The sequence below is a fragment of the Shimia sp. R9_1 genome, assembly GCF_017743775.1.
In the GTDB taxonomy this organism is placed as follows: domain Bacteria; phylum Pseudomonadota; class Alphaproteobacteria; order Rhodobacterales; family Rhodobacteraceae; genus Shimia.
Genome location: NZ_JAGHRN010000001.1, coordinates 133,512 through 158,587, shown reverse-complemented (window position 1 = coordinate 158,587; position 25,076 = coordinate 133,512). Strand labels below are relative to the sequence as shown.

Below are 25,076 nucleotides of genomic sequence, written 5' to 3'. Positions count from 1 at the left end.
GGCTCAGATCTCAGACAGGATCCGGTTGAGTGGATCAAATGTGTGAAATGCGGAGGCGATCTCGGAAACGAGGTCGCCTTTTGATGCTTCTTCCTCCGTCACCTCAAACCACATGGCCAGGCCTTTGCGGCGCAACAGGGCTTCCTGAGGGTGATCTTTTCCATAAGGTGCAGGCACACGCTTGAGCGCAGGCTCGTCCAGGCGCGCGCCCCATCCCCGCAGACGATCCACCTCTGCGGCGATCTCCTCTCCTTTGGGGCCGTCCACAGCTGCACGCCAGCGGGTCATCATGTCTTTGTCAAATCCCATGATGCCAGCACCGGCGGAGATGTAGTCCTGTCCGATGCCAAAGAACCAACTGGTTGGCGCCGTGGACCAGGACATGTGCAGATGCAGGTGATAAGGCGTCTTGTCCTTAGAGAAGCGGACATCGCGATTGGGGCGAAACAGCTTTGTGTTGGGCACGTGCCCCGTCTGTTTTTGTAAATGGGCGGCGACCTTATCCAGCAATTCAAGCGCGGGCGCTTTGAGCGCTTTGTCATAGGTCTCCTTGTGGGCCAGGAACCAGTCACGAGTGTTGTTTTCGGCCAGCTCACTAAAGAACTGTCGGGCGTCTGAAATGAGGCCGTCTAACGCTGCTGTGGACATTTGCTGCTCCAATGCGGATCACATGTATTGATGGTGTCAGAGCCGCGTGAAGCGATCAACTGCAACACGCAGCTTGCTCTGCACAAACAACGGGCATATGGCTGAGTGATGAGCGAGACAACCAGAACTTCTGTAAAATCTTCCATGGCCACGCGGGATCACATCCGTGCCCTTGCGCGCTTGGGCTTGCCGCTGATTGGCGGCCATGTTGCGCAATTTGCCATCGGTCTGACCGACACAATCATGTTGGGCTGGTACTCGGTTGAGGCGCTGGCTTCGGTTGTTCTCGGACACACGTTTTTCTTCGTAATTTTTATCCTCGGGTCAGGCTTTGCCATTGCGGTGATGCCGCTGGTGGCTGAGGCCGACGCTGAAGGCAATGAGGCTGCGCTGCGTCGCATCACGCGCATGGGGCTTTGGCTGTCTGTTACCTACGGGCTGGTGGTTCTGCCGCTCTTTTTCCTGTCCGGTGCGTTGCTGCTGGGATTGCAGCAGGGGCCGGAGGTGGCCGATTTGGCGCAGGCCTACTTGCGTATCGCCGGATTTGGACTGATGCCCGCGTTGCTGGTGATGGTGCTTAAATCGTATCTGGCAGCGCTGGAGCACACGCGCGTGGTGTTTTGGGTCACGGTTGTTGCGGTGCCTGTGAACGCGCTTGTCAACTATGGCCTGATTTTTGGCAATTGGGGACTTCCGGAGCTTGGCGTGCGCGGGGCGGCGATTGCCTCAATCATCGTGCAGTTTGTCTCGCTGCTTGGCGTGATCCTTTATGCGGTGCGCGCTCTGCCGCAGCATGAGCTGTTTGCCCGCATCTGGCGCCCGGATTGGGATGTGTTTGCGCAGGTCTTTAAGTTGGGGCTGCCGATTGGCCTCACCAACCTGGCAGAGGTCGGGCTGTTTTCCGCCTCTTCTGTCATGATGGGCTGGCTTGGCACTGTGGCGCTCGCGGCCCACGGCATCGCGCTGCAGCTCGCAAGCCTTGCCTTCATGTTGCATTTGGGCTTGTCAAACGCCGCCACCGTGCGCGTTGGCAATGCGATGGGCCGCAAAGACGCGGATCATATGGCGCGAGGGGCACTGGTGGCGATTGTCATGTCGCTTGCGGTCTCCCTTATTACGGTCGCCGTCTTTCTAGCGTTCCCACAGCAGCTTCTGGGGATGTTCATTGACCCAGAAGAGCCTCAGCGCGTGGCGATCCTCGCGACAGGCGTGAGCCTGCTCTATGTGGCCGCGCTCTTTCAGGTCGTGGATGGCGCGCAGGTCATGGCGCTGGGTCTTTTGCGCGGTGTGCAGGACACGCGCGGCCCCATGGTGATCGCCGCGATCAGCTACTGGTTGCTGGGGGTCACCTGTGCCTATGTTCTTGGCTTTAAGGCTGAGCTGGGCGGCGTGGGCGTTTGGTTGGGTTTGGTTCTGGGCCTGACGGCTGCTGCGGTGTTGCTGATGTATCGTTTCTGGCGCACCGATCTCAGCCGTCTGCGAGAAAAGTTCGCCCAGGCTTGAAGCCGGCACCGGCCATGCTTCTCATTCGTGAAATATCCCGGGGTGGCCACATCGGAGATGTGGCAGGGGCAGCGCCCCTAAAAACTGAAGCTTCCAAAGGACTGGGCGCTCATTGAGAAGAGGGCAGTCGTTCTACTTGCCCTTGAGCAAGCGGTCGGCTTTTTTGCGCACCAGTACCGAGCGTAGATCATGCATGGTCAGCAAAAGCGTGTCGGTGATCTCTTCTAGCTGCTCAGGCGTGGCCTTGGATTGCGCCCATTGGGTGGTCAGGTTCAAATGATCCACGGTGCGCAGGATGTCGTCGATGTCGCGCTCCGCAAGCAAGGCACGACGCTCTTCCATCCAAGCCCCAATCGCGGCTTTGTCTTCTTTGGAAAGTGTGCGTTCTCCGTGGGGTTTGACCTCTCCATTCCGGATGTTGAGAACGGCGATCTGATCCATCTCGATCCGACGATGGCGGTTTTCCGTGTCCACACGAAACACCGCCGCGCCGTTTTCGCGCACGCGAAAATAATAGTCTGGAAGATCGCCGCTCATCTGTCCCCTCCGGATGCCCCCGGTTGTCCGGTTTTTATGTCAGAGAAGCACAGAACGCCTGAATGCGCTGGCAGGCTTTGGTCAGTGCCTCGTCAGATGTAGCGTAGCTGACGCGGAAGTTTGGCGAAAGCCCGAAGGCAGCCCCAAACACCACAGCAACGTCTGCCTCTTCAAGCAGGGCGTTGGCGAAGGCTTCGTCGTTTTCAATCACGGTGCCCTTTGGCGTGGTTTTGCCAATTAACCCGGCAATCGACGGATAGACGTAGAATGCTCCCTCTGGAGTGGCGCAGGAAATCCCTTCGATCTCGCTCAGCATGGAGATCACCAGATCACGGCGACGTTTGAAGGCCTCATTGTTGGGAGCCAGAAAGTCCTGCGTGCCGTTCAGCGCTTCCACAGCGGCCCATTGGCTGACGGAGCAGGGGTTTGATGTGCTCTGGCTTTGGATTTTGCGCATTGCGGCGATGAGCTCCACGGGGCCTGCAGCATAGCCGATACGCCAGCCGGTCATGGCATAGGCTTTGGACACGCCATTGCAGGTCAGGGTGCGCTCATAAAGCCCCGGCTCAACCTGCGCCGGGGTGCAGAATTCAAACCCGTCATAAGCAAGATGCTCATACATATCGTCGCTCATCACCCAGACGTGGGGATGGCGCATCAGCACATCGGTGAGTTCCTTGAGCTCCTGTCGCGAGTAGCCCGCGCCGGTCGGGTTGGAGGGCGAGTTGAAGATGAACCACTTGGTTTTTGGCGTGATCGCGGCTTCCAGCTGATCTGCTGTCAGTTTGAAATTGGTCTGCAGCGATGTTTCAGCCACCACAGGTGTGCCCCCCGCGAGCAGCACCATATCGGGATAGCTGACCCAATAAGGCGCAGGGATGATCACCTCATCGCCAGGGTTCAGCGTTGCCATCAGCGCATTATAGAGCGTCTGTTTGCCGCCGGTGCCGACGGAGACCTGCGCGGGTGTGTATTCCAGCCCGTGATCCCGCATCATTTTGGCGCAGACCGCCTGCTTCAGCTCCGGGATCCCATCAGGCGCGGTATATTTGGTTTTTCCCGCCGCGATGGCCGCAACAGCGGCATCCTTGATGTTTTGCGGGGTGTCAAAATCCGGCTCACCCGCGCTCAGGCCAGTAACGTCACGTCCGGCGGCCTTCAATTCTGCGGTCTTTGCTGTCATAGCGATGGTCGGGGACGGTTTGACACGCGATAGGGTCTCAGACAGGAAAGACATGGCTTGGCCTCTTTTTGTAATCTCTGGTCCCATGTCTTAGGGTGCCCACCAAGGCCATTCAAGGTCGAAGCGCTAAGGAGTAAGCTATGCCACAAGATCAACTGGAAGTGATGCCTGAAGACGACTGGTATGGTGAGGAGGTTGCCACCTTCGGCGATCGCCTTGCAGCCGCCAGAGAGGCTGGAGGCCTGAAGCGCGGCGAGTTTGCCAAACGTCTTGGCGTCAAGAAGTCGACCATCGCGGCCTGGGAAGACGATCTCGGGGAACCACGCGCCAATCGCCTGTCGATGATGGCCGGATTGCTGAATGTTTCGGTCGGCTGGTTGCTGACCGGTGAGGGCGACGGCGTTGACATGAGCGAGGAGGGCGAGAGCCCGGAAGCAGATCTGCTTGCCATTCTGAAAGAGATCCGCGATATCCGCGCGCGCATGAAAAATGATCTGGATCGTCTGGCACGGCTTGAGAAAACGCTGCGCAAAAAGATCTGAGCAAAAGGTGTGATGATGTCTGACGCCCCCAAAGAGGCCGCAAATTCCGGCGAGGAAACATATGAGAATCGTCTCAAGCGCATGAAAATGCGCTCCATGCGGCGGGGCATCAAAGAGATGGACATCATCCTTGAGCGGTTTGCAGATGAGAATCTGGCGCAGATGGATACCGCTGCGCTGGATCTCTATGACGCTCTGCTCTGTGAGAATGACCAGGATTTATATCAATGGGTTACGGGGCAAAAACCGACGCCTGAACCCTTCAAAGCCCTTGTTTCTCGCATTGCGACCACCATCAGCGGCGCAAATTGACGCGAATTTGTCATGTCTTTTGGGCGGTTTAACCTCTTGTTGGGCTTTTTCCGTCACTCTGGCTGCTAGATAAGCTGACGGAGACTAAGAATGAGCTTTCATTCATCGATGCCTAGCGGGACAGAACAGAGCTTTATGGCCGACTATCTGGACTCGCTGGCGCTTGTAGAGCGGTTGCACCGGCTGTTGCTGGATGTGATCAAGGACGAATTTGAGCGTGTGGGCGTGATTGAGATCAACGCTGTGCAGGCATTGCTGCTGTTCAACATTGGCGACAATGAGGTGACAGCCGGCGAACTCAAAAGCCGCGGGTACTATCAGGGCTCAAACGTGAGTTACAACCTGAAGAAACTCGTTGATGCAGGCTATATGCATCACCAGCGTTGCGAGATTGACCGCCGTTCGGTGCGTGTGCGCCTGACCGAAAAGGGCCGTGAAATCCGCGATGTGATCTCTGCGCTGTTTGCGCGCCATGCAGAAGGTCTGCAATCCAAAGGTGTGCTGGGCGATGATGGCATCGAACAGATCACCCACGCGCTGCGTCGTGTGGAACGCTATTGGACGGATCAGATCCGCTACATCTACTGACATAGCCGGCAGCCCCAGAACGGGGACTCCGTAGCTTTTTGCGCGCCTGCCCCAGAATGGGGCGCGGCGTGCGTTTGCATTTGTGCGCCAAATTTTCATAAAGACTGAGCTGCAACCATTTGAAAAACAACTGTTAGTTTGATTTTTTAGTTGGGCGGGGCCCGGCTTGACCGATCACAGTAACAGACAGCTCGCGCGACAGCTTACGGCGCATAGCGTTTTCAAAATCTTCAAAACCCTTGGCCGTTTCCACAAAGGCATCAGGCCCCTTGATCAGCTCACGGCGATAGTAATCTGTCATATCTCCGGGACGGGCCGCAAAATCGGCCGCTTTGACGCCAAATGTCTCAATCGCCAGTGCGTTTACGATCACCCCGTCCAGCGGAAAGGCCGCATAGGCCTGTTTGGGTGTGAAACCATCGTTGTTTTCCCCATCTCCGCTCACGTCCAACACTTGAACATCGCACGCGGGTGCCTGGCGGAAGAGCGTGGCGGCATGGCCGACCGCATGGCCAAGGGCTGTAGGAAATTCCGAAGTGCCACGTTTGGAAAGTCCAAGTTTGGCGGCGCTTTCGTTGAGGATCTGGCGGGTTTCGATCAGGGTCCAGTCCAGCAGGGTTTTCTGCTTGTGACGGCCACTCCATTCATAAACCGCAAGAGCCGCTGGGCGTGCATCGCTTAGGAAACCGGATTGGATTTCAGGAGCGGTCAGAGCGGCAGCGAGGCCGAGACGCTGAAGCGCGTCTTCATCGCCGTCCACGGAGGAGCTCACATCCAGTGCCAGCAAAAGCGCCATGCGGCAGTCCGAAGCGAGGGTGGGGGTGGCCGCAAGAGTCACCCCGATTGCGGCGATATGCGCCGCCGCTCTTACCAATGACCGGTGCTTTCCATGCTGGCCCATGGTTCAGCCGGTGCGAGCGCTTCGCCCTGTTGCAGCAACTCGATGGAGATGTTGTCCGGTGAGCGAACAAAAGCCATGCGCCCGTCGCGGGGCGGACGGTTGATCACCACGCCATTGTCCGCCAGATGCTGGCACATTTCGTAGATATTGCCGACCTCATAGGCGAGATGCCCGAAGTGGCGGCTGTCAGAGGGCAGGCCGTCATCACCATCCCAGTTGTAGGTGAGCTCCAATGGGGCGTCATGGTCGCCGTCAGCGGCCAGATAGACCAAAGTAAAGCGGCCCTGTTCGCTGTCATAGCGCTTGATCTGTTTCAGACCAAAGAGCGCGTAAAAAGCCATGGAAGCTTCCAGATCAGAGACACGCACCATGGTGTGCAGATATTTCACATACATATGGGATTCCTTTGAATGGGGTTTGGAGATATTGAACACGCAACCGTCTGGATTGGCCAGCCTGTTTGCAGTCGGGCGGCAATCACGGATGCGGGAAGTGGTGCGCCGAAATTGCCTGTGGATGGATCAATCCTCGCGGTTTCCAGCTTAGGACCCACAAGATATAGTTCAAAGAACGCGACAATTGTGAGTCGTTGCTCCAAATGGGTGCCGGTGCAGATGGCGTTCCAGATGGGGTGACTCTGAGGAGAAACGAGGCAGGCCGTGCAGCAATATCATGATGCATTGAAGACCATTTTGGAGTTTGGCGAAGACACGGGCGACCGGACAGGCACGGGCACGTGTTCTTATTTCGGGATGCAGATGCGCTATCGCCTCGCAGATGGCTTTCCTTTGGTGACCACAAAGAAGCTCTACTTGCGTGGGATCATTCATGAATTGCTGTGGTTTCTCGCTGGCGACACCAACATCAAGTACTTGCAAGACAATCGGGTCACCATTTGGGACGAATGGGCCGATGAAAACGGGGATCTCGGGCCGGTTTATGGCAAGCAGTGGCGCGATTTTGGCGGCGTAGATCAGATTGAAACGCTGGTTGAGATGATCAAAACCTCGCCTGACAGCCGCCGTCTGATCGTTTCGGCCTGGAACCCGCAGGATGTGCCCGATATGGCGCTGCCGCCGTGCCACACTATGTGGCAAGTGCGGGTGCTGAATGGCAAATTGCACCTGCAACTATACCAACGCTCTGCTGACATGTTCTTGGGCGTACCGTTCAACATCGCCTCCTATGCGCTGCTGCAGCATATGCTGGCGCATGTGACCGGCTATGAAGTTGGGGATTTTGTGCATTCCATCGGTGATGCCCACATCTATTCCAACCACATGGAGCAAGTAAATCTGCAGCTGACACGCACACCAAAGGTGCTGCCGAAACTGGTGATTAAGCGGGATGTAAAGTCGATCTTTGACTTTACCTTCGAGGATTTTGAAATTGTTGGATATGAGCCGGATGCGGCCATATCCGCACCAGTGGCGGTATAAACTATGATCACACTTGTTGTTGCACGCGCCCAAAACGGGGCGATTGGGCGGGATGGGGACATCCCCTGGCGCATCCCGCAGGATTTTAAACTGTTTCAGCGCGAGACCACCGGAGGCGCCCTGATTATGGGACGCAACACCTGGGACAGTCTGCCGGTAAAACCGCTGTCAAATCGGTTGAATATTGTGGTGTCCTCACAGCCGGATGCGGCGGACATTGTGGTGCCCTCGATTGATACTGCTGTCGAATATGCCACAGCGCAGGGCTACGATCGGATTTACGGGATTGGCGGCGCGGGCATTTACAAGGAAATGCTCACTGTCGCGCATCGCCTGTTGATCACAGATGTCGATGCCGAGATTGACGACGCAGACACCTTCTTTCCGGAGTTTGATCCTGCGAAGTGGCAGCTCATCACAAGCAGACCGCTTGAGGGCGCTACTCCAAGCTGCACCGTGCGTGAGTATTTGCGTGTTTCTGAAACTGCCACAGGGTGAGTGACTGGTTTTTAAAACACAGTGGCGCGCGTCTGCGAATTTGACAGTTTTCAAACGCGTGCAGTAGCTTAGCCAAAGCTATTTATGTTTCTGACAACAATTGGAGCCTGTGTTTTATGAAAAGCCTTTCGCTTGCCACTGGAGTTGCATTGATGTTTGCCGCGCCGCTTTCGGCACAGAGCTGGAGCAGTAATGCTCCGGTCATTGGGCCGGTCAATCAGCCTGAAGGGGTGCTGATCCATCCCTATACGACCCATACAAATTACTGCCCAAGTGGGCTTCAGCCAGTGACATTGGGTGGCGTGATTTGTTGTGGTACGCCCAACACCACCGAGCGTTTTGTAAATGCGAGCACGGGCCACAGGGGCTACAGAGCATCAAGCTGTCCACCTGGTGCGAAGGGCTGTTCATAACAGTTTTTTGAGGAAGGGCTTTGCGCGCGGAGCGCAGGGCGGATGGGGCGCTAATGGCGCCCCAATCCATTAAAGCAGTTTGAGTTCGCCCGCCATGTCGCGGCCGTCCCGTCCTTGCGTCATTTCAAATTCAACTTTCTGGTTGTCGGACAGACCTTTAAGTCCAGACCGTTCGACAACGGAAATATGGACAAAGACATCTTTGCCGCCTTCTTCAGGTTCGATGAACCCGAAGCCTTTGGTGGTGTTGAACCACTTTACGGTACCGCGTGGCATACCGTTCTCCTCTTTATTCACTTTTAGTCAATTACGGCAAAATGCCGGGGCAACAGAAATCCCAAATTCCGAGTGCACGATTACGGAAGATTGAAACAAATGCGCCTGCCTGAGGATTGCATGGTGATGACAAAAATCAAGCAAAACCAACGTGAAACCCGAAATGAACTGGATTATACGGTCATTATGGCCATGCAAAGAGGGTGACATGACAACTGTCTACGGTTTGAAAAATTGCGATACCTGTCGTAAGGCAATGAAAACATTGGGGGATGTTGCCTTTGTCGATGTTCGTCAGGATGGGGTTCCTGATGTGGTGTTAGAAATAGCACACACACAATTTAAAGATGATATAGTGAATAAGAGATCGACCACATGGAGAAATTTGAGCGAAGACGAACGCTCAGAAGATCCGATTGCGCTTTTGAAAGCGCATCCCACCCTGATGAAACGTCCGCTTATAGAGCGCGGCGGAAGCTATTACCTCGGTTGGGGAAAAGACGTGCAGGCCGAACTTAGCTAAGGGCGCGAATATCGAGCTCAATTTCTCTCGGTGCCTTAGTCTTTTCAGTCGGGACAAATTGAGTTTCGTTAGGGTGCCAGAGCAGATCAAAAAAGCCCGCGATTGTCTCGCGGGCTTTTGTTTTTTGTATGTAAGTGGCCGCCCGGATCAGTCTCTGGAAGGCTTGCGGAACAGGGCGTCAATCGAGATTGGGCCAGCGCCTTTGAAGACCAGCACCACAAAGAGCAGGATCCACATCACACGCTGGTCGATCAGACCCTGAGCGCTGTCAAACAGACCGCCAAGGGCAACACCGTGGCCCGTCACGTCCACCAGCGTTTGAACAATGATGAAGCCGATCATGCCAGCTGCGGCGAGGCGGGTCAGCAGACCAAAAACGATAAGCAGAGGCAGAACAAACTCAGCAATCGTGCCAGCAAGGATCACAATGCGCTGTAAGAAGTTCATTTGAGTGACGTCCCAGAGCACGGCTTCGGCTGCTTTTGGGAAAATCTGCCCGAATGCACCGGAAGACGGGGAGAAGATCGAACCGTCGATCTTCAGCATTGCCGAGTTCCAGAAATAGAAGAACAGCACTGCCAGAAAGCTCAGGCGGGCTAGCGTGGGAACGAGCCAATCCAGACGGTCAAGCCGGTCAAGAAGGTCGGTGTATTGGTCCAGTATACGTGTCATGCGATCCTCGGATTAGGATGGTAAATCAATAGAAATCAGGGCGTTGCCCGTTAGGAGTAGGCCGAGCGTGGCGCTCAGGTCAAATTCAGCCACTTCGTCGGTTGCGACAGCAGCCGCGGCGCCCAGTGTGCCGCCCGCGGTGAGCGCGGTGATAAATTCATAGGCTCCGGGTGCCAAAGCGTGGGGGACCGGATCATATTCAGGGCGCAGGATGATAACATCCTGGCCTCCGGCTTCAGGCTTTGGGCCATCTTGCATATTGAATGCCCAAATGGCGTGGATCGGCCAGGGAGAGCGCAGGAGTTTCACCGAGGGGGCGAAGGTCATTACCAGTTCGGTGAGGCGCTCAGGCGGGAGGGCCGCTAGGGCTTCGGGGTTCACCGCTTCTGCGTCCGCTGCGTGGTAGGAGCGGCGCATCGCCATCTCAAGGCGTGCGACATCTGCGAGGTAGCCGAGATGTGCCAGAGGCTCAAAGCCCGCAAGAAAATCCGGAAAGTCTTCGCCATAATGCATCATCATCGGCGAGGACGGTGGCGATTGGCGCAGAAACACGCCTGCAATCGCATTGAAGTTCTCACTGCCAATGAGTTTGGCGATGGTCGGAAAACCGGTGGCAAGCGCTTCTGTCAGAGAGACGGCCACATTGTTGCGATAGACGTCAAACCGCCGCCCGGCAGGCTGACCTTTGGCATCGGACAGGCCTTCAGGCCGCGCGCGTCCGCCATCAAAGATCGCGCCGCGAAATTCGTTCTGGGAGACGTTCATGCCGCAACACCGGTGGTAAGCTTGGCAAGGGCTGCATCTGCGCGCAGCGCTTCGTCATGCAGGATCGGCCATTCGGGCACATCGGTGTCCCACTCGATCAGGATCGGTTTGGGGCCAGACAAGGAAAGGGTGTGGTCAAGCAGCGCCCATACAGGATCAACAATAGGTGCGCCGTGGCTGTCAATCAGCAGTGGCTTGCCGTGATCATCTTCGTCTTCATCATGGCCGCCGAGGTGAATTTCACCGGCCATGTCGAGCGGATAATCTGCAATGTAGGCGCGGGGATCGTAGTCCAGGTTGGTTGCGGACACAAAAACGTTGTTCACATCCAGCAGCAATCCACATCCTGTGCGCTTGGCAACTTCCCGCAGAAAATCAGGTTCCGACCAGGTGCTTTCATCGAACGCCAAATAGCTGGACGGGTTCTCCAGCATCATCTGGCGATTGATGGTGTCTTGCAGCTGGTTGATGTGGTCGCACACGCGCTGGAGCGTGGCGTCGGTGTAGGGCAAGGGCAACAGATCGTTCAAAAACGCGCCATCATGGGTGCTCCAAGCCAAATGTTCAGAAAAAACGGTTGGGTTTAGCCAGTCAACAAGGTGCTTGAGGCGCGCAAGGTGGTCGGCGTCAAGTGCGCCTTCGCCACCGATTGACAAACCAACGCCATGGACGGAAATCGGAAAACGCTCAGACAACTGGCGGAGTTGCGCGATGGGGCGACCGCCATCTCCCATATAGTTCTCAGCGTGAATTTCGAGCCAGCCCACGGTGCCGGGATCTTGGATCAGATCGGCGTAGTGCTGCGGCTTGTAGCCGACGCCGGGGCGGTTGGGCAATTTGCGGGGCGTTTGTTGTGCGTCAAACATCGCGTCACCTTGTTCTTGTGGCAGGTGTTGGGGGCAGGTTCTTTTGGAGTGGTGGCTTTTGGGCTCTGTAGAATTTCACTGGGTAATTTCACTGGCGGCTGGCGCAGAAATTTTCAAATAAGAATGCCTGGCATGATGCGCCATCGTGCTTGATCCTTTATACCACGCTGGGCTGCTGAGTGCTGCCCGTTGAGCGTAGTATGACAGTTCTTGGTCCCTTGCGCCAATATGGCAGGGGAAATGCGAAGCCCCATGTGGGGCGGGGCTTCGCAAGAAGGCCTTAGCTCTTCGGCAGGTCGCGATCCAGCGCTTCCAGGGAGCCGACACGTGGGGTGCCGTCTGCCAGTGCTGGCAGTTCCATGTCTACGCAGGTGCCTGCGTCAACCAGTTTCCAGGCGTTGCCCTGGTAATCAACGGTGGAGGTGCCTGCGCAGGTGGTGCCAGGACCGGCGGCGCAGTCATTGGCGCCTGCCAGAGACACACCGTAGCATTTCTCTTTGCCTGCGGCGGATGCGGTGGTTGCGTGCGCGGTCAGGGCTGCTGCGACGGCGCCGGCAACGGCGAGAGTTTTTACGGTTGTGGACATTGTATCTCTTCCCTCTTGATACAGTTAAATTCGGCCAGACGCGGCGTTTGCGCCTTAGCATGACTACAACATAGGTCGCCGCGCAGGTCACTTACCAATCACACGACTGTGTGCCACGGCGATGTTATCTCATGTAACACTGTGGTCGGGAAGCTGGCAAAGATCTGCAACTGTTGGTGAATCTCTTGTGAATGCTGGGGGACTTTCCGGGTAAAACTGCGGGGATTTTGGCGCTTGCGCAGGGTTTCGCCGACCAGCAGTTGCGAGGTCTCGCCGAAAATCACTGGCAATTGTTACAATTTTCGGTGGCAGGCAAAGCCTTACGACCTCCAAAATAGTGCAATGGCTTGCAAATGTTTCAGCTTTTGTCGCCTTGGACTGCGCCTTAAATGAAAAATGCGGCGCTCAGAGCGCCGCATTTAAGAACTTGTCGTGTGGAGCAATCAGTGCATGTCGGGCGGGGTTGCTTCGACCGACAGCTGCGCCACGATTTCATCCAAGCTTTGCACCTTGCTTTGTTTCTCACCCAGGCGGCGGGTGGATACGGTGCGCTCTTCGACTTCTTTTTTCCCGATGGCCAAAATCACCGGAACCTTGCCGACGGAGTGCTCGCGAACTTTGTAGTTGATCTTCTCGTTGCGCAGGTCAGCTTCTGCCCGCACGCCAGCGGCTTTGAGCGCCTCGACAACTTCTAGGCAATAGTCATCCGCATCAGATACAATCGCCGCCACAACCACCTGACGCGGTGCAAGCCAGAACGGCAGTTTGCCAGCGTGCTCTTCGATCAGAATACCGATGAAGCGTTCAAAGGAGCCCAGAGTTGCGCGGTGCAGCATGATGGGGCGGTGCTTCTCACCGTCCGCACCAATATAGGTCGCATCAAGACGTTCCGGCAGGTTGGGGTCCACCTGAAGGGTGCCGCACTGCCAGTTCCGGCCGATGGCATCGGTCAGGGTGAATTCCAGCTTCGGGCCATAAAATGCGCCTTCGCCTTCCAGGATCTCAAACTCGTGGCCAGCCGCGTTGCAGGCATCGCCAAGCGCCTTTTCAGCGTAGTCCCAGCTTTCGTCAGAGCCGATACGCTTTTCCGGGCGGGTGGAGAGCTTGATGGTCCAGTTGTCAAAGCCGAGATCGGAATAGACCTCTGACAGGAAGTCGATGAACTTCTTGGTTTCCGAAGTGATCTCATCCTCAGCACAGAAGATGTGGCCATCGTCCTGCGTAAAGCCGCGCACACGCATGATCCCGTGCAGAGCACCGGAAGGCTCGTAACGCGCACAGGAGCCGAATTCAGCAATCCGCAAAGGCAGATCGCGGTAGGATTTCAGACCCTGATTAAAGATCTGCACGTGGCAGGGGCAGTTCATCGGCTTCAGCGCGTTCACGGCCTTTTCTCGGGCATGATCCTCGTCCACTTCGACGATGAACATGTTTTCCTGATACTTGTCCCAGTGACCGGAGGCTTCCCAGAGCTTACGGTCCACCACTTGCGGGGTGTTCACCTCGACATAGCCACCGCGTTTTTGCTTGCGGCGCATGTAGTCTTGCAGCTCGGTGTAAACGGTCCAACCATTTGGGTGCCAGAAGATCTGTCCGGGCGCCTCTTCCTGCATATGGAACAGGTTCATCTCGCGGCCCAAGCGGCGGTGGTCGCGTTTTTCAGCCTCTTCCAGCATGTGCAGGTGGGCTTTGAGGTCTTCTTTGTTTTTGAAGGCCACGCCGTAGATACGCTGCAGCATTGCGCGATCAGAATCGCCGCGCCAATAGGCACCGGCCACGCTCATCAGTTTGAACGCATCTGCGGGGATCTGGCCTGTATGCTGCAGGTGCGGGCCGCGGCAGAGATCCTGCCAGTGGCCGTGCCAATACATACGCAGGGGCTCGTCACCGGGGATGGCCTCGATCAGCTCCACTTTATAAGGCTCGTTGTTGGCCTGATAATGTTTGATCGCTCGCTCGCGTTCCCAGACCTCTGTGGTCACAGGCTCGCGCTTGTTGATGATCTCTTTCATCTTCTTTTCGATGAGGCCGAGATCTTCGGGGGTGAACGGCTCTTCACGGTCAAAGTCATAGTACCAGCCGTGCTCGATCACCGGGCCGATGGTGACCTTTACATCGGGCCAGATTTCTTGAACCGCGCGCGCCATGACGTGTGCGCAGTCGTGGCGGATCAGTTCGAGCGCTTCGGCGTCGCTGTCTTTGATGGTGTTGATTGCGATGCTGGCATCGGCCTCAATCGGCCATTGCAGATCCCAGTGTTTGCCATCCACAGTGGCAGAGATCGCTTTTTTGCCAAGCGAGGTGGAGATGGAGCTTGCGACTTCGGCAGGGGTCACACCTGCTGCGAAAGAACGCGCGTTACCATCAGGAAATGTAAGGGAAATATCAGCCATTGGCGTCTAGCTCCTCGTCAGTTTGGCGCCCACGGAACGCCCGGTTGCGGGTATATGGTTCGTCGCTTAAATGAACCGTGCTGCCCCCCAAGTCAAGCGGGGTTAACAGTTGCGACTTGCACCGATAAAATTTGAAAAATCTTAAGAGGATCCCCATGAGCGCCACCCAGTTCTTTGACAGCCCGCAAGGCCGCCGCATTGCTTATCACAAAACTGATGGAGCGGGGCCGACCGTCGTTTTTCTTGGAGGGCTGAAATCGGATATGGAAGGCACCAAGGCGGTGCATCTGGAGGCTTGGGCCAAAGCGCGCGGACAGAGCTTTCTGCGATTTGACTATTCCGGTCATGGGGAAAGCAGTGGCACCTTTGAAGAGGGCTGCATCGGTGATTGGCACGAGGATACTTTGGCCACGCTGGATGCGCTCACCGAAGGGCCGCTTGTCATTGTCGGCTCTTCTATGGGCGGGTGGCAAGCGCTGTTGGCGGCCAAATCCATTCCGGCGCGCATTCAAGGTCTGGTGACCATCGCCGCAGCGCCGGATTTTACCGAAGACAGCTATTGGGCGGGCTTTTCCGATGAACAGAAAGCAGAGCTTGACCGCGAAGGACAAGTGGCGCTGCCTTCGGACTATATGGAGCCTTATATCATCACCAAACGCATGATCGAAGACGGGCGGACCCGACTTGTGCTGCGCGATCAGCTGTCGCTGCCATTCCCGGTGCGCTTTCTGCAAGGCACAGAGGATACGGCGGTAAGCTCTGAAGTGGCCTATCGATTGCTGGACCACGCTGAGGGGGAGGACATCCAGCTGTTGATGGTGAAGGGCAAAGATCACCGCTTTTCGGATGATGAGTGTCTGAGGTTGATCGAAACCAAAGTGGAAGAGGTGCTTGCGGCACCAGTTCAGAACTGATGCGCGCCTTTGGGAGGATTTTGGGGCGTGTGCTACTCGGGGTGATCCTGCTTGGTGCGGCGCTGTATGTTTTGGGCCCCTATGAGAAGGTTTCTTTAGCGCCGAGTGCCTCTGCCAGCGACATTGGCGCAGATGTGGATGTTCATTTTGCTGGCCGCGAAGCTGCGTTTGATGATCTCACGCCCGGCGTGGCGAAACGTGTGGTTTGGCACAGGGAAGTGGGCCAACGCACGCCTCTGTCGATACTATACGTACACGGATTTTCAGCGACCTCAGAAGAAATTCGTCCAGTGCCGGATCTTGTTGCTGCAGCCCTTGGCGCCAATCTGGTTTACACACGCTTGCAAGGGCATGGCCGTGACGGTGCCGCGCTGAATGAAGCTACAGTGCAAGGCTGGGCCGATGACCTTTCTGAGGCGCTAGAGGTGGCCCGGCGTGTTGGTGATGAAGTGGTGGTGATTTCCACCTCGACCGGTAGCACATTGGTCGCAGGCATGGCCGATCAAAATGCGACCATGAGGGGTGTCAAAGGATTGATCTTTGTGTCGCCGAATTTTGGCATCAATAATCCTGCGGCAGCTCTGCTTACCTGGCCTGTGGCACGCTATTGGGTATCGCTGGTGGCGGGGGCAGAGCGCTCTTTTGAACCCAGTAATGAGGCGCATGACACTTATTGGACAACGCGTTACCCAACAACTGCTGTGTTGCAAATGGCCGCCTTGGTGAAAGACGTCTTTGCTATGGACCATTCCAAGAGTACTCTGCCAGCGCTGTTTTGGTTTTCAGAGGATGACAAAGTGGTGGACGCGAGCAAGACAAAAGAGGTCGCCGCTCGCTGGGGCGGTGTAGCAACTCTCGCAATCCAGAATCTGGGGCCAGATGCAGATCCGGGCGCGCATGTGATTGCCGGAGATATTATGTCGCCTGGAGAGACGCAGAAGGCTGTGGAAGGTTTCGTGAATTTTATCAAAAGTTTATAGGGTGCAGCTATGACCAAGGTACAAATGGAACCGCGGGTGAGTTTGATCACACTGGCTGTGAAAGACATTGCGACATCGGCGGCGTTCTATGAGGCGCTTGGCTGGGAGCGGGAGCCGGGGAATGAAGGCGTGGTGGCCTTCAGTCTGCTAGGGCAGACCCTTGGTCTCTATTCCAGAGCCGGATTGGCTGAAGATCTGGGCATCCCTGAGGAAGCGATCGGTGGCTTCTCAGGCATAACGCTGGCGCATAATGTGCGCACAACGGGAGAGGTCGCCCCTCTGCTTGCGGCGGCCGAAGAGGCCGGCGGGCGCATTTTGAGACCGGCAGGGGAGGTCTTCTGGGGCGGGTACATCGGATATTTTGCCGATCTGGACGGACATATCTGGGAGGTGGCCCACAATCCGTTCTCTGAGCTCTCCAAAGAAGGTGCTTTCCGCTGGGGTGGCTATTGACCGCTTGACCTAGGCGGGCGCTATGGCACAGTTGCGCACAACAAAAAGAAGAACAGGGGGCAGTTATGCAAGAGCCGATTGTGCTGTTGCCGGGAATGATGTGCGATGCACGTTTGTTTGCGCATCAGGTAACGGATTTGTCCAAAGATCATGCGGTGATGGTTGCACCGGTCAGCCAAGGGGAGCGGATCAGCGAGATTGCTTCTGCTTTGCTTCCGATCCTGCCGCCAAAGTTTGCACTGGCCGGTCTGAGCATGGGCGGGATTGTCGCAATGGACATCCTGCGCAAAGCGCCGGAGCGGGTGACCCGTATCGCCTTGATGGACACCAATCCTCTGGCGGAATCTCCAACCAGCGCAGCAGCATATGAGCCTTGGATTGTGGGCGCGCGGGCAGGGCGCCTTGATGAGGTGCTCAGCGATTTTATGCGGCCGGAATATCTCGCGCCTAGCGTCGCGCGCGCGGAGATCCTAAATCAAGTGCGCGACATGGGCATGGCACTTGGCCCGGAGGTGTTTGTGCGACAGGCGCGTGCATTGCAACGCCGCCGCGATCAGCAGAGCGTTTTGCGCAAATGCAAATGCCCCGCGTTGGTGCTGTGCGGCGAGCATGATGCGCTGACGCCGGTAAAGCGTCACAGTTTCATGGCCGAGCTGATCCCCTATGCCAAGCTTGAGGTGATCGCCGACGCCGGGCATCTGCCGGTTCTTGAGAACCCGGATGCGGTCACGGCCGCCTTGCGCACGTGGATGCGCCAGCCCTTTGTGCTGAAGTGATCAGGCTGCGAGGGGCGTCAGCTCTTGCATGACGTCCGCGGCTATTTTGAATGATTTCAGGCGGGATTCAGGATCGTGGATCATATTGGTGATGATCACCTCGTCCGGCTTATGAGGTGCGATCAGCTCCGAAATTTGGTGGCGAACCGTGTCATGTGCCCCCACAGCCGTGACACGCAAAGCGTGGTTGACCATATGCGCTTCCACACGGTTGGCGACCTGATTAAAGCTGTCCACAGGCGCGGGCAGCGGGCCGGGTCTGCCGCGGCGCAGGTTCAGGAACCCTTGCTGCATTGAGGTGCGCAACCGGATCGCCTCGGCGTCGGTTTCGGCGGCAAAGACATTCACCGCCATCATAAATCGCGGCTCTTGTGTGATTCCGGGCGTAAAACGGTGGCGATAGATCGCAGCCGCCTCTTCCAGGGCGTCAGGGGCAAAGTGGGAGGCAAAGGCGTAGGGCAGACCAAGCTGCGCGGCGAGTTGCGCGCCAAACAGGCTGGAGCCCAAAATCCACACCGGTACATGGGTGCCTGTACCGGGCACGGCTTTCACTGGTTGATCCGGCGTGGCCTCGCCGAGGAACCCCATCAGTTCAATCACATCCTGTGGGAATTGATCTGGTCCGTTCAGACCACGGCGCAAGGCGGCGGCGGTGTTGGGATCGGTGCCCGCGGCGCGGCCCAGACCGAGGTCAACACGGTTCGGGTAGAGCGTCGCCAATGTGCCAAATTGCTCGGCCACCTGAAGCGGGCTGTGGTTGGGCAGCATGATGCCGCCGGACCCAACGCGGATGGTCGAGGTCGCGGCGAGCACTTGGCCGATCAATACCGCAGTGGCAGAGGAGGCAATCCCGCCGGAATTGTGGTGTTCGGCCAACCAGAACCGCCCGTAGCCCCAGGTTTCAGCGTGTTGGGCAAGGCTGATTGTGTGCTGCAAGGCTTCCGCAACAGAGGCCCCTTCCGGGATGGGGGACAAATCAAGGAGTGAAAAAGCTGTCATTGGAGCGATCCGGCCTGAGGCATTGGGAAGGATATAGGTGCGGTTGTTGTGCGCGCCAATGGAAGCAAGGCTTTGGCCAAAAGAAAAGAGCGGACGTTGCGGCCCGCTCTTCGTTGTTCGCATCAAAAGGCGCGGTTACGTGCCATAGGCGCGCAGTTTGCCCATCACATCCTGCGCAGCACCGGTGAGTGCCTCCGCAATCACGTTGAGATCTTCTTTCTTCAGGCTCGCAGGTAGGCGGACGTCACAGGCTGACATCAGCATCGCGCGCGTTTTTGGCAGCTCGGGCATCTCGGGCATGAATTGCCAGTTCCAATACGCGCGTGCGTTGTCGGTCGACTGACCAAAGACCTGTACCTTCACGCCGCGGGCATTGGCGGCCTCTTGGAAGGCGAGGATCTCTTCGTTGTTCATACCTTCGAGATTGAACTGGATCGAATCCGGTGCGCGCTCCTCTGGGGCAAGCTTTTCAGGCACTTGCAGCCAAGGCGAGGCGTTCAAAAGACCGGCCACATAGTCGTGGTTTGCGCGGCCATCGCGCACGCGGCGGGCCACTTCGCCCAGCTGTGGGCGAATGATTGCGGCGGCCAGATTGGACAGGCGCAGGTTATAGAGCGGCAGTTGGTTCTGCCAGCGGCCAAAGGCTTCGGCCAGTTCGCCGGTGTTGTCCCCTTCGCGCGCTTTGTGTTTCTTCCAGTTGTGCTCATAGGCGCCGGACATGATCACAGCACGGGCGATCAGATCCGCGTCATCAGAGACCATGATCCCGCCTTCGCCGGAATTCACAAGCTTATAGGACTGGAAGGAAAAACAGCCGACGCGGCCAAGGGTGCCGATGTTGCGGCCATGCCATGTGGTGCCAAGGCTGTGGGCCGCATCTTCGACCACCGGGATATTGCGCGCCTCACACAGCGCCATGATCGCGTCCATATCAGAGGTGTGGCCGCGCATGTGGCTGATGATGACGGCAGAGATGCTGTCGTCGAGTTTTGCCTCAAAGTCAGCCAGGTCAATGCGATAGTTGTCGCCCACATCACACAGTACGGGGATGCAATCTGCGTGCACAACCGAAGAAGGCACAGCCGCAAAGGTGAAGCCGGGCAGGAGCACACGGGCGTCGCGCGGCAGATCAAGCGCCTTCAGCGACAGGAAAAGTGCGGCGGAACAGGAAGAGACCGCCAGTGCATATTTGCTGCCCAGCAGCTCGGCAAATTCCGCTTCCAGCAAAGAAACAGGGGCGTTCTCGGCAGCCGTGTAACGGAAGAGGTCGCCGGTTTGCAGAAGGCGCTCGATTTCCTCGCGTGCGGAATCCGGGATCGGCTCGGCGGCATATACATTGGGAGGCAATGTCATAGTTTTCAACTTTCTTAAGTTGGGTTTTCAAAAATATAAAACAATGCGCAGCGCCAAGCCAGCGAAATCACCCCGAGGGATGTGATGATTTCATGACATGTTGTCTCAGGGTGAAGAGGGATCAGATGCCGAGGCGGTCGCGCAGGGCGTACCAGGTCATCGCAAGCGCGAGCAGCGGGCTGCGCAGGTGCTGGCCGCCCGGGAATGGCAAGGCCGGCACGCGGGCCATGGTGTCAAACCCGTCGCTTTGCCCCGCCAGCGCCAGAGCGATCAGCTGGCCTGCGTGCGTGGCGGTGCCGACGCCATGTCCGCTATAGCCTGAAGCGGTAAGAATATTGGGTGCAAGACGGCGCAGGTAAGGCATACGCTTCATGGTGATTGCCAATGTACCGCCCCAGGCGTAGTCGATGCGTATGTCTTTGAGATGCGGGAAGATGTCCGTCATCGGTTTGCGCACAGTGGTGGCGATGTCCGCTGGGAACCGATAGCCATAGCTTTCGCCGCCACCAAAGAGCAGCCGCTTGTCGTGGCTGAGCCGGAAGTAGTTGATCACAAATTTGCTGTCGGCCACTGCGACGTCTTGGGCCAGCACGCGCGCCACATCAGCGCCCAACGGTTCTGTGGCGGCGATGAAATTGTTGATCGGCATGACGCGGCTTGCAACTTTGGGCTCAAGATCCCCGAGATATCCGTTACACGCCAGAACCAATTGATCTGCCGTGACTTTTCCATCTGAGGTATGGATGTCTAACTTCGTGCCACGTTCGACCTTTGTGACTTCACTGGTTTCATGGATCACTGCGCCTGCGGCCGCCGCAGCGCGCGCGAGGCCAAGCGCATAGGCCAGAGGATGCAGGTGTCCTGCGCCCATATCCAAGGATCCCCCGATATATTTGGGAGACGGGCACAGCGCTTGCATGGCGACGCGATCCAGCGGTGTAATGTCCGCGTAACCGTATTGTTCCTGCAGATGGGCTGTGTAGCTGTGTTCTTCGGCAACTTCCTTTGCGGAGAAACAGGCGTGGGCGATACCGGGTTTGTAGTGGCAAGCGATATCATGCTGTTGGATGCGGGATTTGACGAGGCTCTTGGCGTCCTCCGCCAAGGCCCAGAGCTTGGCTGCGTCCTCAGGCCCCATCAGTCTTTCCAGCCCGTCTTGCTCCATGCGCTGGCCGCTGCCGAGCTGACCGCCATTGCGCCCGGATGCCCCAAAGCCGACGCGGTGGGCCTCCAGCAGCACAACTCTGCGCCCAGCCTCGGCGAGATGCAGCGCGGTTGATAGGCCGGTGAAACCGCCTCCAATCACGCAGACATCTGCGCGGGTTTCCCCTTTTAAAGGCGAGAATGGGGGGAGTGGGGTGGCCGTGGCGGCGTACCAACTCTCGGGATATATGCCTTTGCGATCATTGGCGTAGAGCAGGTTCATCGACATGGTGTGTCTGTTTCCTCTTGCCTTAAATATCCCCACCGGAGGCAAAGCCGCCTGTTAGGCGGCTTTTAAAATCAAACGTTTAGCAGCAGGTGCTCACGCTCCCAGGGGGAGATCACGGCGAGGAATTCTTCGTATTCGGCCCGTTTAACAATGGAGTAGACGCGGGCAAATTCTGGACCGAGGACCTCGTGGAGGGCGGTGGCCTGATCGAAGAGATCGAGGGCGCCGCCGAGGATGCGGGGGATGGCTTCTTCGCCGTCATAGGCGTCGCCCTTGAATTGCTTGTCCGGGCGCTCCTGCTCGATCAACCCTAGGTAGCCGCAGGCGAGGGAGGCGGCGATGCCGAGATAGGGGTTGCAGTCCATGCCCGCGATGCGGTTTTCGACGCGGCGGGCCTGCGGGCTGGAGAGGGGCACGCGGATGCCGGTGGTGCGATTATCACGCGCCCATTCCAGATTGATCGGCGCCGCATGGTCGCGCACGTAGCGGCGATAGGAGTTCACATAAGGCGCAAGCACGGCAATGGCGGCGGGCAGGTGGTTCTGCATGCCCGCAATAAAGTGAAAAAACGCATCCGTGTCGCCGCCCTGAGGGCCGGAAAAGATGTTCTGGCCGGTCTCAATGTCGATCACAGAGTGGTGGATGTGCATCGCACTGCCGGGTTCATCGGCGATCGGCTTGGCCATAAAGGTGGCGTAGCAATCATGGCGCAGGGCCGCCTCGCGGATCAGACGCTTGAAGTAAAACACCTCATCCGCCAGCTTGACCGGATCGCCATGCACCATGTTGATTTCGAGCTGGCCCGCGCCGCCTTCCTGGGTGATGCCGTCGATCTCAAAGCCCTGCGCTTCGGCAAAGTCGTAGATGTCGTCAATCACCGGGCCGAATTCATCAACCGCTGTCATGGAGTAGGCCTGACGGGCGGCGGCGGGGCGGCCGGAGCGGCCCATCATCGGCTTGATGCTCTGCGCCGGATCGGTATTCCGCGCGACCAGAAAGAACTCCATTTCCGGTGCGACCACCGGCTCCCAGCCTTTAGCGCGGTAGAGATCTACCACGCGTTTCAATACGTTACGCGGGCTGAAGGGCACAGGGGTGCCGTCGGTGTTGTAGGCGTCGTGAATGACCTGAAGGGTCCAGTCGCCGGTCCATGGCGCGGCGGTGGCCGTGTTCCAGTCCGGCCGGAGGATCATGTCTTTCTCAATGAAGCCTTCCTCGCCCGCAGCCTCGCCCCAATCGCCCGTAATTGTTTGATAAAACACGGAATCCGGCAGGTGGAAATAGTCCTGACGGGCAAATTTGGTGGCGGGTACCGCCTTGCCGCGTGCAATGCCGGGAAGGTCAGAGATGATACATTCGACTTCGTCGAGCCGGTGGCCTTCAAGATAGGCACGTGCAGCATCTGGGGTTTTTGAAAGCCAGTCGGTCATCGGGGTCTCTCTTGGCGGAAGAAGTCAGCAAATTGGTCGGCAATGGTCTGGCTGGCGGTGGCCTCGTCAAGCTCGTCGATGGCGGCTTCGAGCACGTCGTCAGGCACCACTCCACGGCCACGGGTGTTGATCAGACCGTCCACAAAATCGGCTGAAAATTCAGGGTGTGCCTGAACCGTCAGAGCGCGGTCGCCGTAGAGTATGGCCGCGTGTTTGCAGAAGTCATTGGTGGCAATGGTCACAGCGCCGGGCGCAAGCTCGACCACCTGATCCTGATGCCAGGCATTGAGGGCAATTTCGGTGCCCGCGAAGTCATAGGTCTGGCGGCCAACAGCCCAGCCACCCTCAAATTTCTCGACTTTGCCGCCAAGCGCCTGTGCGATGATCTGATGGCCGAAACACACGCCAACCATCGGGATATTGAGCGTCACCGCTTCGCGGATGAAATCCTCCAGCGGGGGAATCCAATCGTGATCCTCATAGACGCCGTGCTTGGATCCAGTGATCAGCCAGCCGTCGCACTCTTCAACCGTTGCGGGAAATTCACCATCGACCACCTTGTAGCCTGCGAACTCAAAATCCTGTCCGGAGAGCAGTGTTTTGAACATCTCGATGTAGTTGCCGTAGTGGGGTGCGAGCTCATCGGGAGTGTGTCCGGTGAGCAAAATGCCGATTTTCATGGGTCACCAAATTTGATCAAATTTACCGTAGCGCCGCCATGGGCGTCGCGCAAGCCTGTCATACACGTTCCAGATAGGTTTGCCAGTGTTGCTCTGCGGGGATGTCGGCGAGCTTGCGCAGTTCCTGGCGCTTGGTCATCACCAGATTGCGGATCAGCTCGGCAGGCAGGCAGCGGGCGATGAAGGCATCGTGCTCAAAGAGGTCAATGGCCGTCTCCCAGCTTTCGGCCAGCTGCGGTTGCTCCTGCGCATAAGCGTTGCCGACAACTGGGGCTGGCGGTGTCATGCGCTCCGCGATCCCGGTAAGGGCGGCAGAGAGCACGGAGGCCAGCATGAGGAAAGGGTTCACATCCCCGCCTGCAACGCGATGTTCGATGCGGCGCGCAGCCGGTGGGCCGCCGGGAATGCGCAGCGCGGCGGTGCGGTTTTCATAGCCCCAGCAGACCGATGTGGGCGCATGGGCACCCGGCGCAAAGCGGTCATAAGAGGGGCCGTGGGGCGCGAAGATCAGGGTTGAGGCGCGCATGGCAGCCAGACAGCCCGCAACAGCAAAGCGCAGCAGGTTGGAGCCTTCGGAGGTGCCATCGTCAAACACATTTGCGCCTGTTTCATCCACCACGGAAAAATGGACATGCATGCCGTTGCCTGCATCATCCGCGTAGGGTTTGGCCATGAAAGTGGCGGCAACCCCATGTTTTCTGGCGGTTGCGCGGATCAGTTGCTTGATCAGCAAGGCATCCTGTGCTGCCTTCATGGCGGGCTGGTGGTTCAGCGTGATCTCAAACTGGCCGATGCCACCTTCGCAAGTCATGGTCTGCAGCGGGATGCCCATATCGGAGGCGGCCTGATAGAGATCGCTGAACAGCGCGTCAAAACTGTCGAGCTCATCCAGCGACAGGATTTCGCTGGCGTCGAGACGACGCCCGTCCCGTGGGCTGAGTGGCGGGCGCAGGGTTTTGCCGCTGTCATCCACCAGCGTGAATTCCATTTCGGTGGCGGCCATGACGGTCCAGCCGCGGGCGGCGTAGCGGTCCAGGACGTCGGCCAGCGCTGCCATGGGATCGCCCAGATACGGCGTGCCGTCCTCTTGCAGCATCTGCATCAGCGTCAGGGAAGAGGCGGTGGAGAGCCACGGCATGGGCACGGCGCCGCGCGTGCTGGGGGTCAGGATGCCGTCCTGATCGCCGCTTTCAAACACCAGCGGGCTGTCCTCGATGTCGCAGCCCCAGATGTCGAGATTGAGTGCGGAGATCGGCAGGCGTGCGCCGCCTTTGGAGAGCTTTGCCTGATGTTCCGAAGGGATGCGTTTGCCGCGCAATTGACCGTTCAGATCTACGGCGGCGATGCGAAGTGTCGGAGGGAGCGCGCTGTCCATGGAGTACCTGCTTGGATAATTTGATCAAATTATCTTTGC

At 57.5% G+C, this 25,076-nt stretch carries 28 protein-coding genes; 11 read left to right on the top strand and 17 right to left on the bottom strand.

Annotated elements, in window-relative coordinates; translation table 11 throughout:
- Positions 1-3 precede the first annotated feature (3 nt).
- On the bottom strand, positions 4-648 hold the full coding sequence (locus J7399_RS00755; protein WP_209083581.1) for a DUF2461 domain-containing protein: 645 nt from the start codon (positions 646-648) through the stop codon (positions 4-6).
- Positions 649-756: 108 nt separating this feature from the next.
- On the opposite strand from J7399_RS00755, the gene J7399_RS00750 reads away from it, so the two are divergent.
- The gene (locus J7399_RS00750; RefSeq protein ID WP_209060539.1) at positions 757-2,151 is read left to right on the top strand and encodes an MATE family efflux transporter; all 1,395 of its coding nucleotides are present in this window, start codon (positions 757-759) and stop codon (positions 2,149-2,151) included.
- Between the two features lie 132 nt (positions 2,152-2,283).
- Here J7399_RS00750 and J7399_RS00745 read toward each other — a convergent pair whose 3' ends face one another.
- Entirely contained in the window at positions 2,284-2,688 is a 405-nt protein-coding gene (locus J7399_RS00745) for a hypothetical protein (protein ID WP_209083580.1), read from the bottom strand.
- Positions 2,689-2,722: 34 nt separating this feature from the next.
- The gene (locus J7399_RS00740; protein WP_209083579.1) at positions 2,723-3,925 is read right to left on the bottom strand and encodes a pyridoxal phosphate-dependent aminotransferase; all 1,203 of its coding nucleotides are present in this window, start codon (positions 3,923-3,925) and stop codon (positions 2,723-2,725) included.
- A gap of 86 nt (positions 3,926-4,011) precedes the next feature.
- On the opposite strand from J7399_RS00740, the gene J7399_RS00735 reads away from it, so the two are divergent.
- The 3 genes from J7399_RS00735 (at position 4,012) to J7399_RS00725 (ending at position 5,313) form a co-directional block, all read left to right on the top strand.
- Positions 4,012-4,413 carry a helix-turn-helix transcriptional regulator gene (locus J7399_RS00735; RefSeq protein WP_247742686.1) on the top strand — a complete coding sequence of 134 codons (402 nt, stop codon included), beginning with the start codon at positions 4,012-4,014 and terminating at the stop codon, positions 4,411-4,413.
- 15 nt (positions 4,414-4,428) lie between these two features.
- Positions 4,429-4,725, top strand: coding sequence for a succinate dehydrogenase assembly factor 2 (locus J7399_RS00730; protein WP_209084728.1), 297 nt, complete (start codon positions 4,429-4,431; stop codon positions 4,723-4,725).
- Positions 4,726-4,815: 90 nt separating this feature from the next.
- Positions 4,816-5,313 carry a winged helix DNA-binding protein gene (locus tag J7399_RS00725; RefSeq protein ID WP_209060533.1) on the top strand — a complete coding sequence of 166 codons (498 nt, stop codon included), beginning with the start codon at positions 4,816-4,818 and terminating at the stop codon, positions 5,311-5,313.
- Between the two features lie 133 nt (positions 5,314-5,446).
- Here J7399_RS00725 and J7399_RS00720 read toward each other — a convergent pair whose 3' ends face one another.
- On the bottom strand, positions 5,447-6,109 hold the full coding sequence (locus J7399_RS00720) for a DUF1194 domain-containing protein (RefSeq protein ID WP_247742685.1): 663 nt from the start codon (positions 6,107-6,109) through the stop codon (positions 5,447-5,449).
- 71 nt (positions 6,110-6,180) lie between these two features.
- Positions 6,181-6,609, bottom strand: coding sequence for a VOC family protein (locus J7399_RS00715; protein WP_209083574.1), 429 nt, complete (start codon positions 6,607-6,609; stop codon positions 6,181-6,183).
- Positions 6,610-6,873: 264 nt separating this feature from the next.
- On the opposite strand from J7399_RS00715, the gene J7399_RS00710 reads away from it, so the two are divergent.
- Positions 6,874-7,653 (top strand): thymidylate synthase, encoded by a 780-nt coding sequence (locus tag J7399_RS00710; protein ID WP_209083573.1) that lies wholly within the window; start codon positions 6,874-6,876, stop codon positions 7,651-7,653.
- 3 nt (positions 7,654-7,656) lie between these two features.
- Positions 7,657-8,151, top strand: coding sequence for a dihydrofolate reductase (locus J7399_RS00705; protein WP_209083571.1), 495 nt, complete (start codon positions 7,657-7,659; stop codon positions 8,149-8,151).
- A 482-nt stretch (positions 8,152-8,633) separates the two neighbouring features.
- On the opposite strand, the gene J7399_RS00700 is transcribed toward J7399_RS00705, so the two are convergent.
- Positions 8,634-8,840: a cold-shock protein gene (locus tag J7399_RS00700; protein WP_058240518.1), complete on the bottom strand. Its 207-nt coding sequence runs from the start codon at positions 8,838-8,840 to the stop codon at positions 8,634-8,636.
- Positions 8,841-9,048: 208 nt separating this feature from the next.
- Between J7399_RS00700 and J7399_RS00695 the strand changes: the two genes are divergently transcribed.
- Positions 9,049-9,363 (top strand): ArsC/Spx/MgsR family protein, encoded by a 315-nt coding sequence (locus J7399_RS00695; RefSeq protein WP_209083570.1) that lies wholly within the window; start codon positions 9,049-9,051, stop codon positions 9,361-9,363.
- Positions 9,364-9,510: 147 nt separating this feature from the next.
- Here the strand turns inward: J7399_RS00695 and J7399_RS00690 are convergent, their stop codons facing one another.
- From J7399_RS00690 to thrS, 5 genes are all read right to left on the bottom strand, one after another.
- A complete protein-coding gene (locus tag J7399_RS00690) occupies positions 9,511-10,035 on the bottom strand; it encodes a DoxX family protein (protein ID WP_209060522.1) in 525 nt (174 codons plus the stop codon).
- A gap of 12 nt (positions 10,036-10,047) precedes the next feature.
- Positions 10,048-10,800, bottom strand: coding sequence for a DNA-binding domain-containing protein (locus J7399_RS00685; RefSeq protein ID WP_209078179.1), 753 nt, complete (start codon positions 10,798-10,800; stop codon positions 10,048-10,050).
- The gene (locus J7399_RS00680) at positions 10,797-11,666 is read right to left on the bottom strand and encodes a DUF692 domain-containing protein (RefSeq protein ID WP_209083569.1); all 870 of its coding nucleotides are present in this window, start codon (positions 11,664-11,666) and stop codon (positions 10,797-10,799) included. Before J7399_RS00680 ends, J7399_RS00685 begins: the two co-directional genes overlap by 4 nt.
- A gap of 280 nt (positions 11,667-11,946) precedes the next feature.
- Positions 11,947-12,252, bottom strand: a complete 306-nt coding sequence (locus J7399_RS00675; protein WP_209060517.1) for a DUF2282 domain-containing protein — start codon at positions 12,250-12,252, stop codon at positions 11,947-11,949.
- Between the two features lie 443 nt (positions 12,253-12,695).
- Entirely contained in the window at positions 12,696-14,645 is a 1,950-nt protein-coding gene (gene thrS / locus J7399_RS00670) for a threonine--tRNA ligase (RefSeq protein WP_209083568.1), read from the bottom strand.
- A gap of 155 nt (positions 14,646-14,800) precedes the next feature.
- Here thrS and J7399_RS00665 point away from each other — a divergent pair, with 155 nt between their 5' ends.
- The 4 genes from J7399_RS00665 (at position 14,801) to J7399_RS00650 (ending at position 17,768) form a co-directional block, all read left to right on the top strand.
- Positions 14,801-15,559 (top strand): alpha/beta hydrolase, encoded by a 759-nt coding sequence (locus J7399_RS00665; RefSeq protein WP_209083567.1) that lies wholly within the window; start codon positions 14,801-14,803, stop codon positions 15,557-15,559.
- A 218-nt stretch (positions 15,560-15,777) separates the two neighbouring features.
- Positions 15,778-16,539 carry an alpha/beta fold hydrolase gene (locus J7399_RS00660; RefSeq protein ID WP_348539413.1) on the top strand — a complete coding sequence of 254 codons (762 nt, stop codon included), beginning with the start codon at positions 15,778-15,780 and terminating at the stop codon, positions 16,537-16,539.
- A 24-nt stretch (positions 16,540-16,563) separates the two neighbouring features.
- A complete protein-coding gene (locus J7399_RS00655) occupies positions 16,564-16,992 on the top strand; it encodes a VOC family protein (protein ID WP_209084727.1) in 429 nt (142 codons plus the stop codon).
- 65 nt (positions 16,993-17,057) lie between these two features.
- Positions 17,058-17,768 (top strand): alpha/beta hydrolase, encoded by a 711-nt coding sequence (locus tag J7399_RS00650; protein ID WP_209083564.1) that lies wholly within the window; start codon positions 17,058-17,060, stop codon positions 17,766-17,768.
- On the opposite strand, the gene J7399_RS00645 is transcribed toward J7399_RS00650, so the two are convergent.
- The 6 genes from J7399_RS00645 to J7399_RS00620 form a co-directional block, all read right to left on the bottom strand.
- Positions 17,769-18,767, bottom strand: a complete 999-nt coding sequence (locus J7399_RS00645) for an LLM class flavin-dependent oxidoreductase (RefSeq protein WP_209083562.1) — start codon at positions 18,765-18,767, stop codon at positions 17,769-17,771.
- A 135-nt stretch (positions 18,768-18,902) separates the two neighbouring features.
- A complete protein-coding gene (locus J7399_RS00640; protein ID WP_209083560.1) occupies positions 18,903-20,120 on the bottom strand; it encodes an aminotransferase class I/II-fold pyridoxal phosphate-dependent enzyme in 1,218 nt (405 codons plus the stop codon).
- A gap of 121 nt (positions 20,121-20,241) precedes the next feature.
- Positions 20,242-21,552 carry an FAD-binding oxidoreductase gene (locus tag J7399_RS00635; protein WP_209083559.1) on the bottom strand — a complete coding sequence of 437 codons (1,311 nt, stop codon included), beginning with the start codon at positions 21,550-21,552 and terminating at the stop codon, positions 20,242-20,244.
- Positions 21,553-21,623: 71 nt separating this feature from the next.
- Positions 21,624-22,982, bottom strand: a complete 1,359-nt coding sequence (locus J7399_RS00630) for a glutamine synthetase family protein (RefSeq protein ID WP_209060498.1) — start codon at positions 22,980-22,982, stop codon at positions 21,624-21,626.
- Positions 22,979-23,662 (bottom strand): type 1 glutamine amidotransferase, encoded by a 684-nt coding sequence (locus J7399_RS00625; protein ID WP_209083558.1) that lies wholly within the window; start codon positions 23,660-23,662, stop codon positions 22,979-22,981. Before J7399_RS00625 ends, J7399_RS00630 begins: the two co-directional genes overlap by 4 nt.
- A 58-nt stretch (positions 23,663-23,720) precedes the next feature.
- On the bottom strand, positions 23,721-25,037 hold the full coding sequence (locus J7399_RS00620) for a glutamine synthetase family protein (RefSeq protein ID WP_209083557.1): 1,317 nt from the start codon (positions 25,035-25,037) through the stop codon (positions 23,721-23,723).
- Positions 25,038-25,076: the final 39 nt, after the last annotated feature.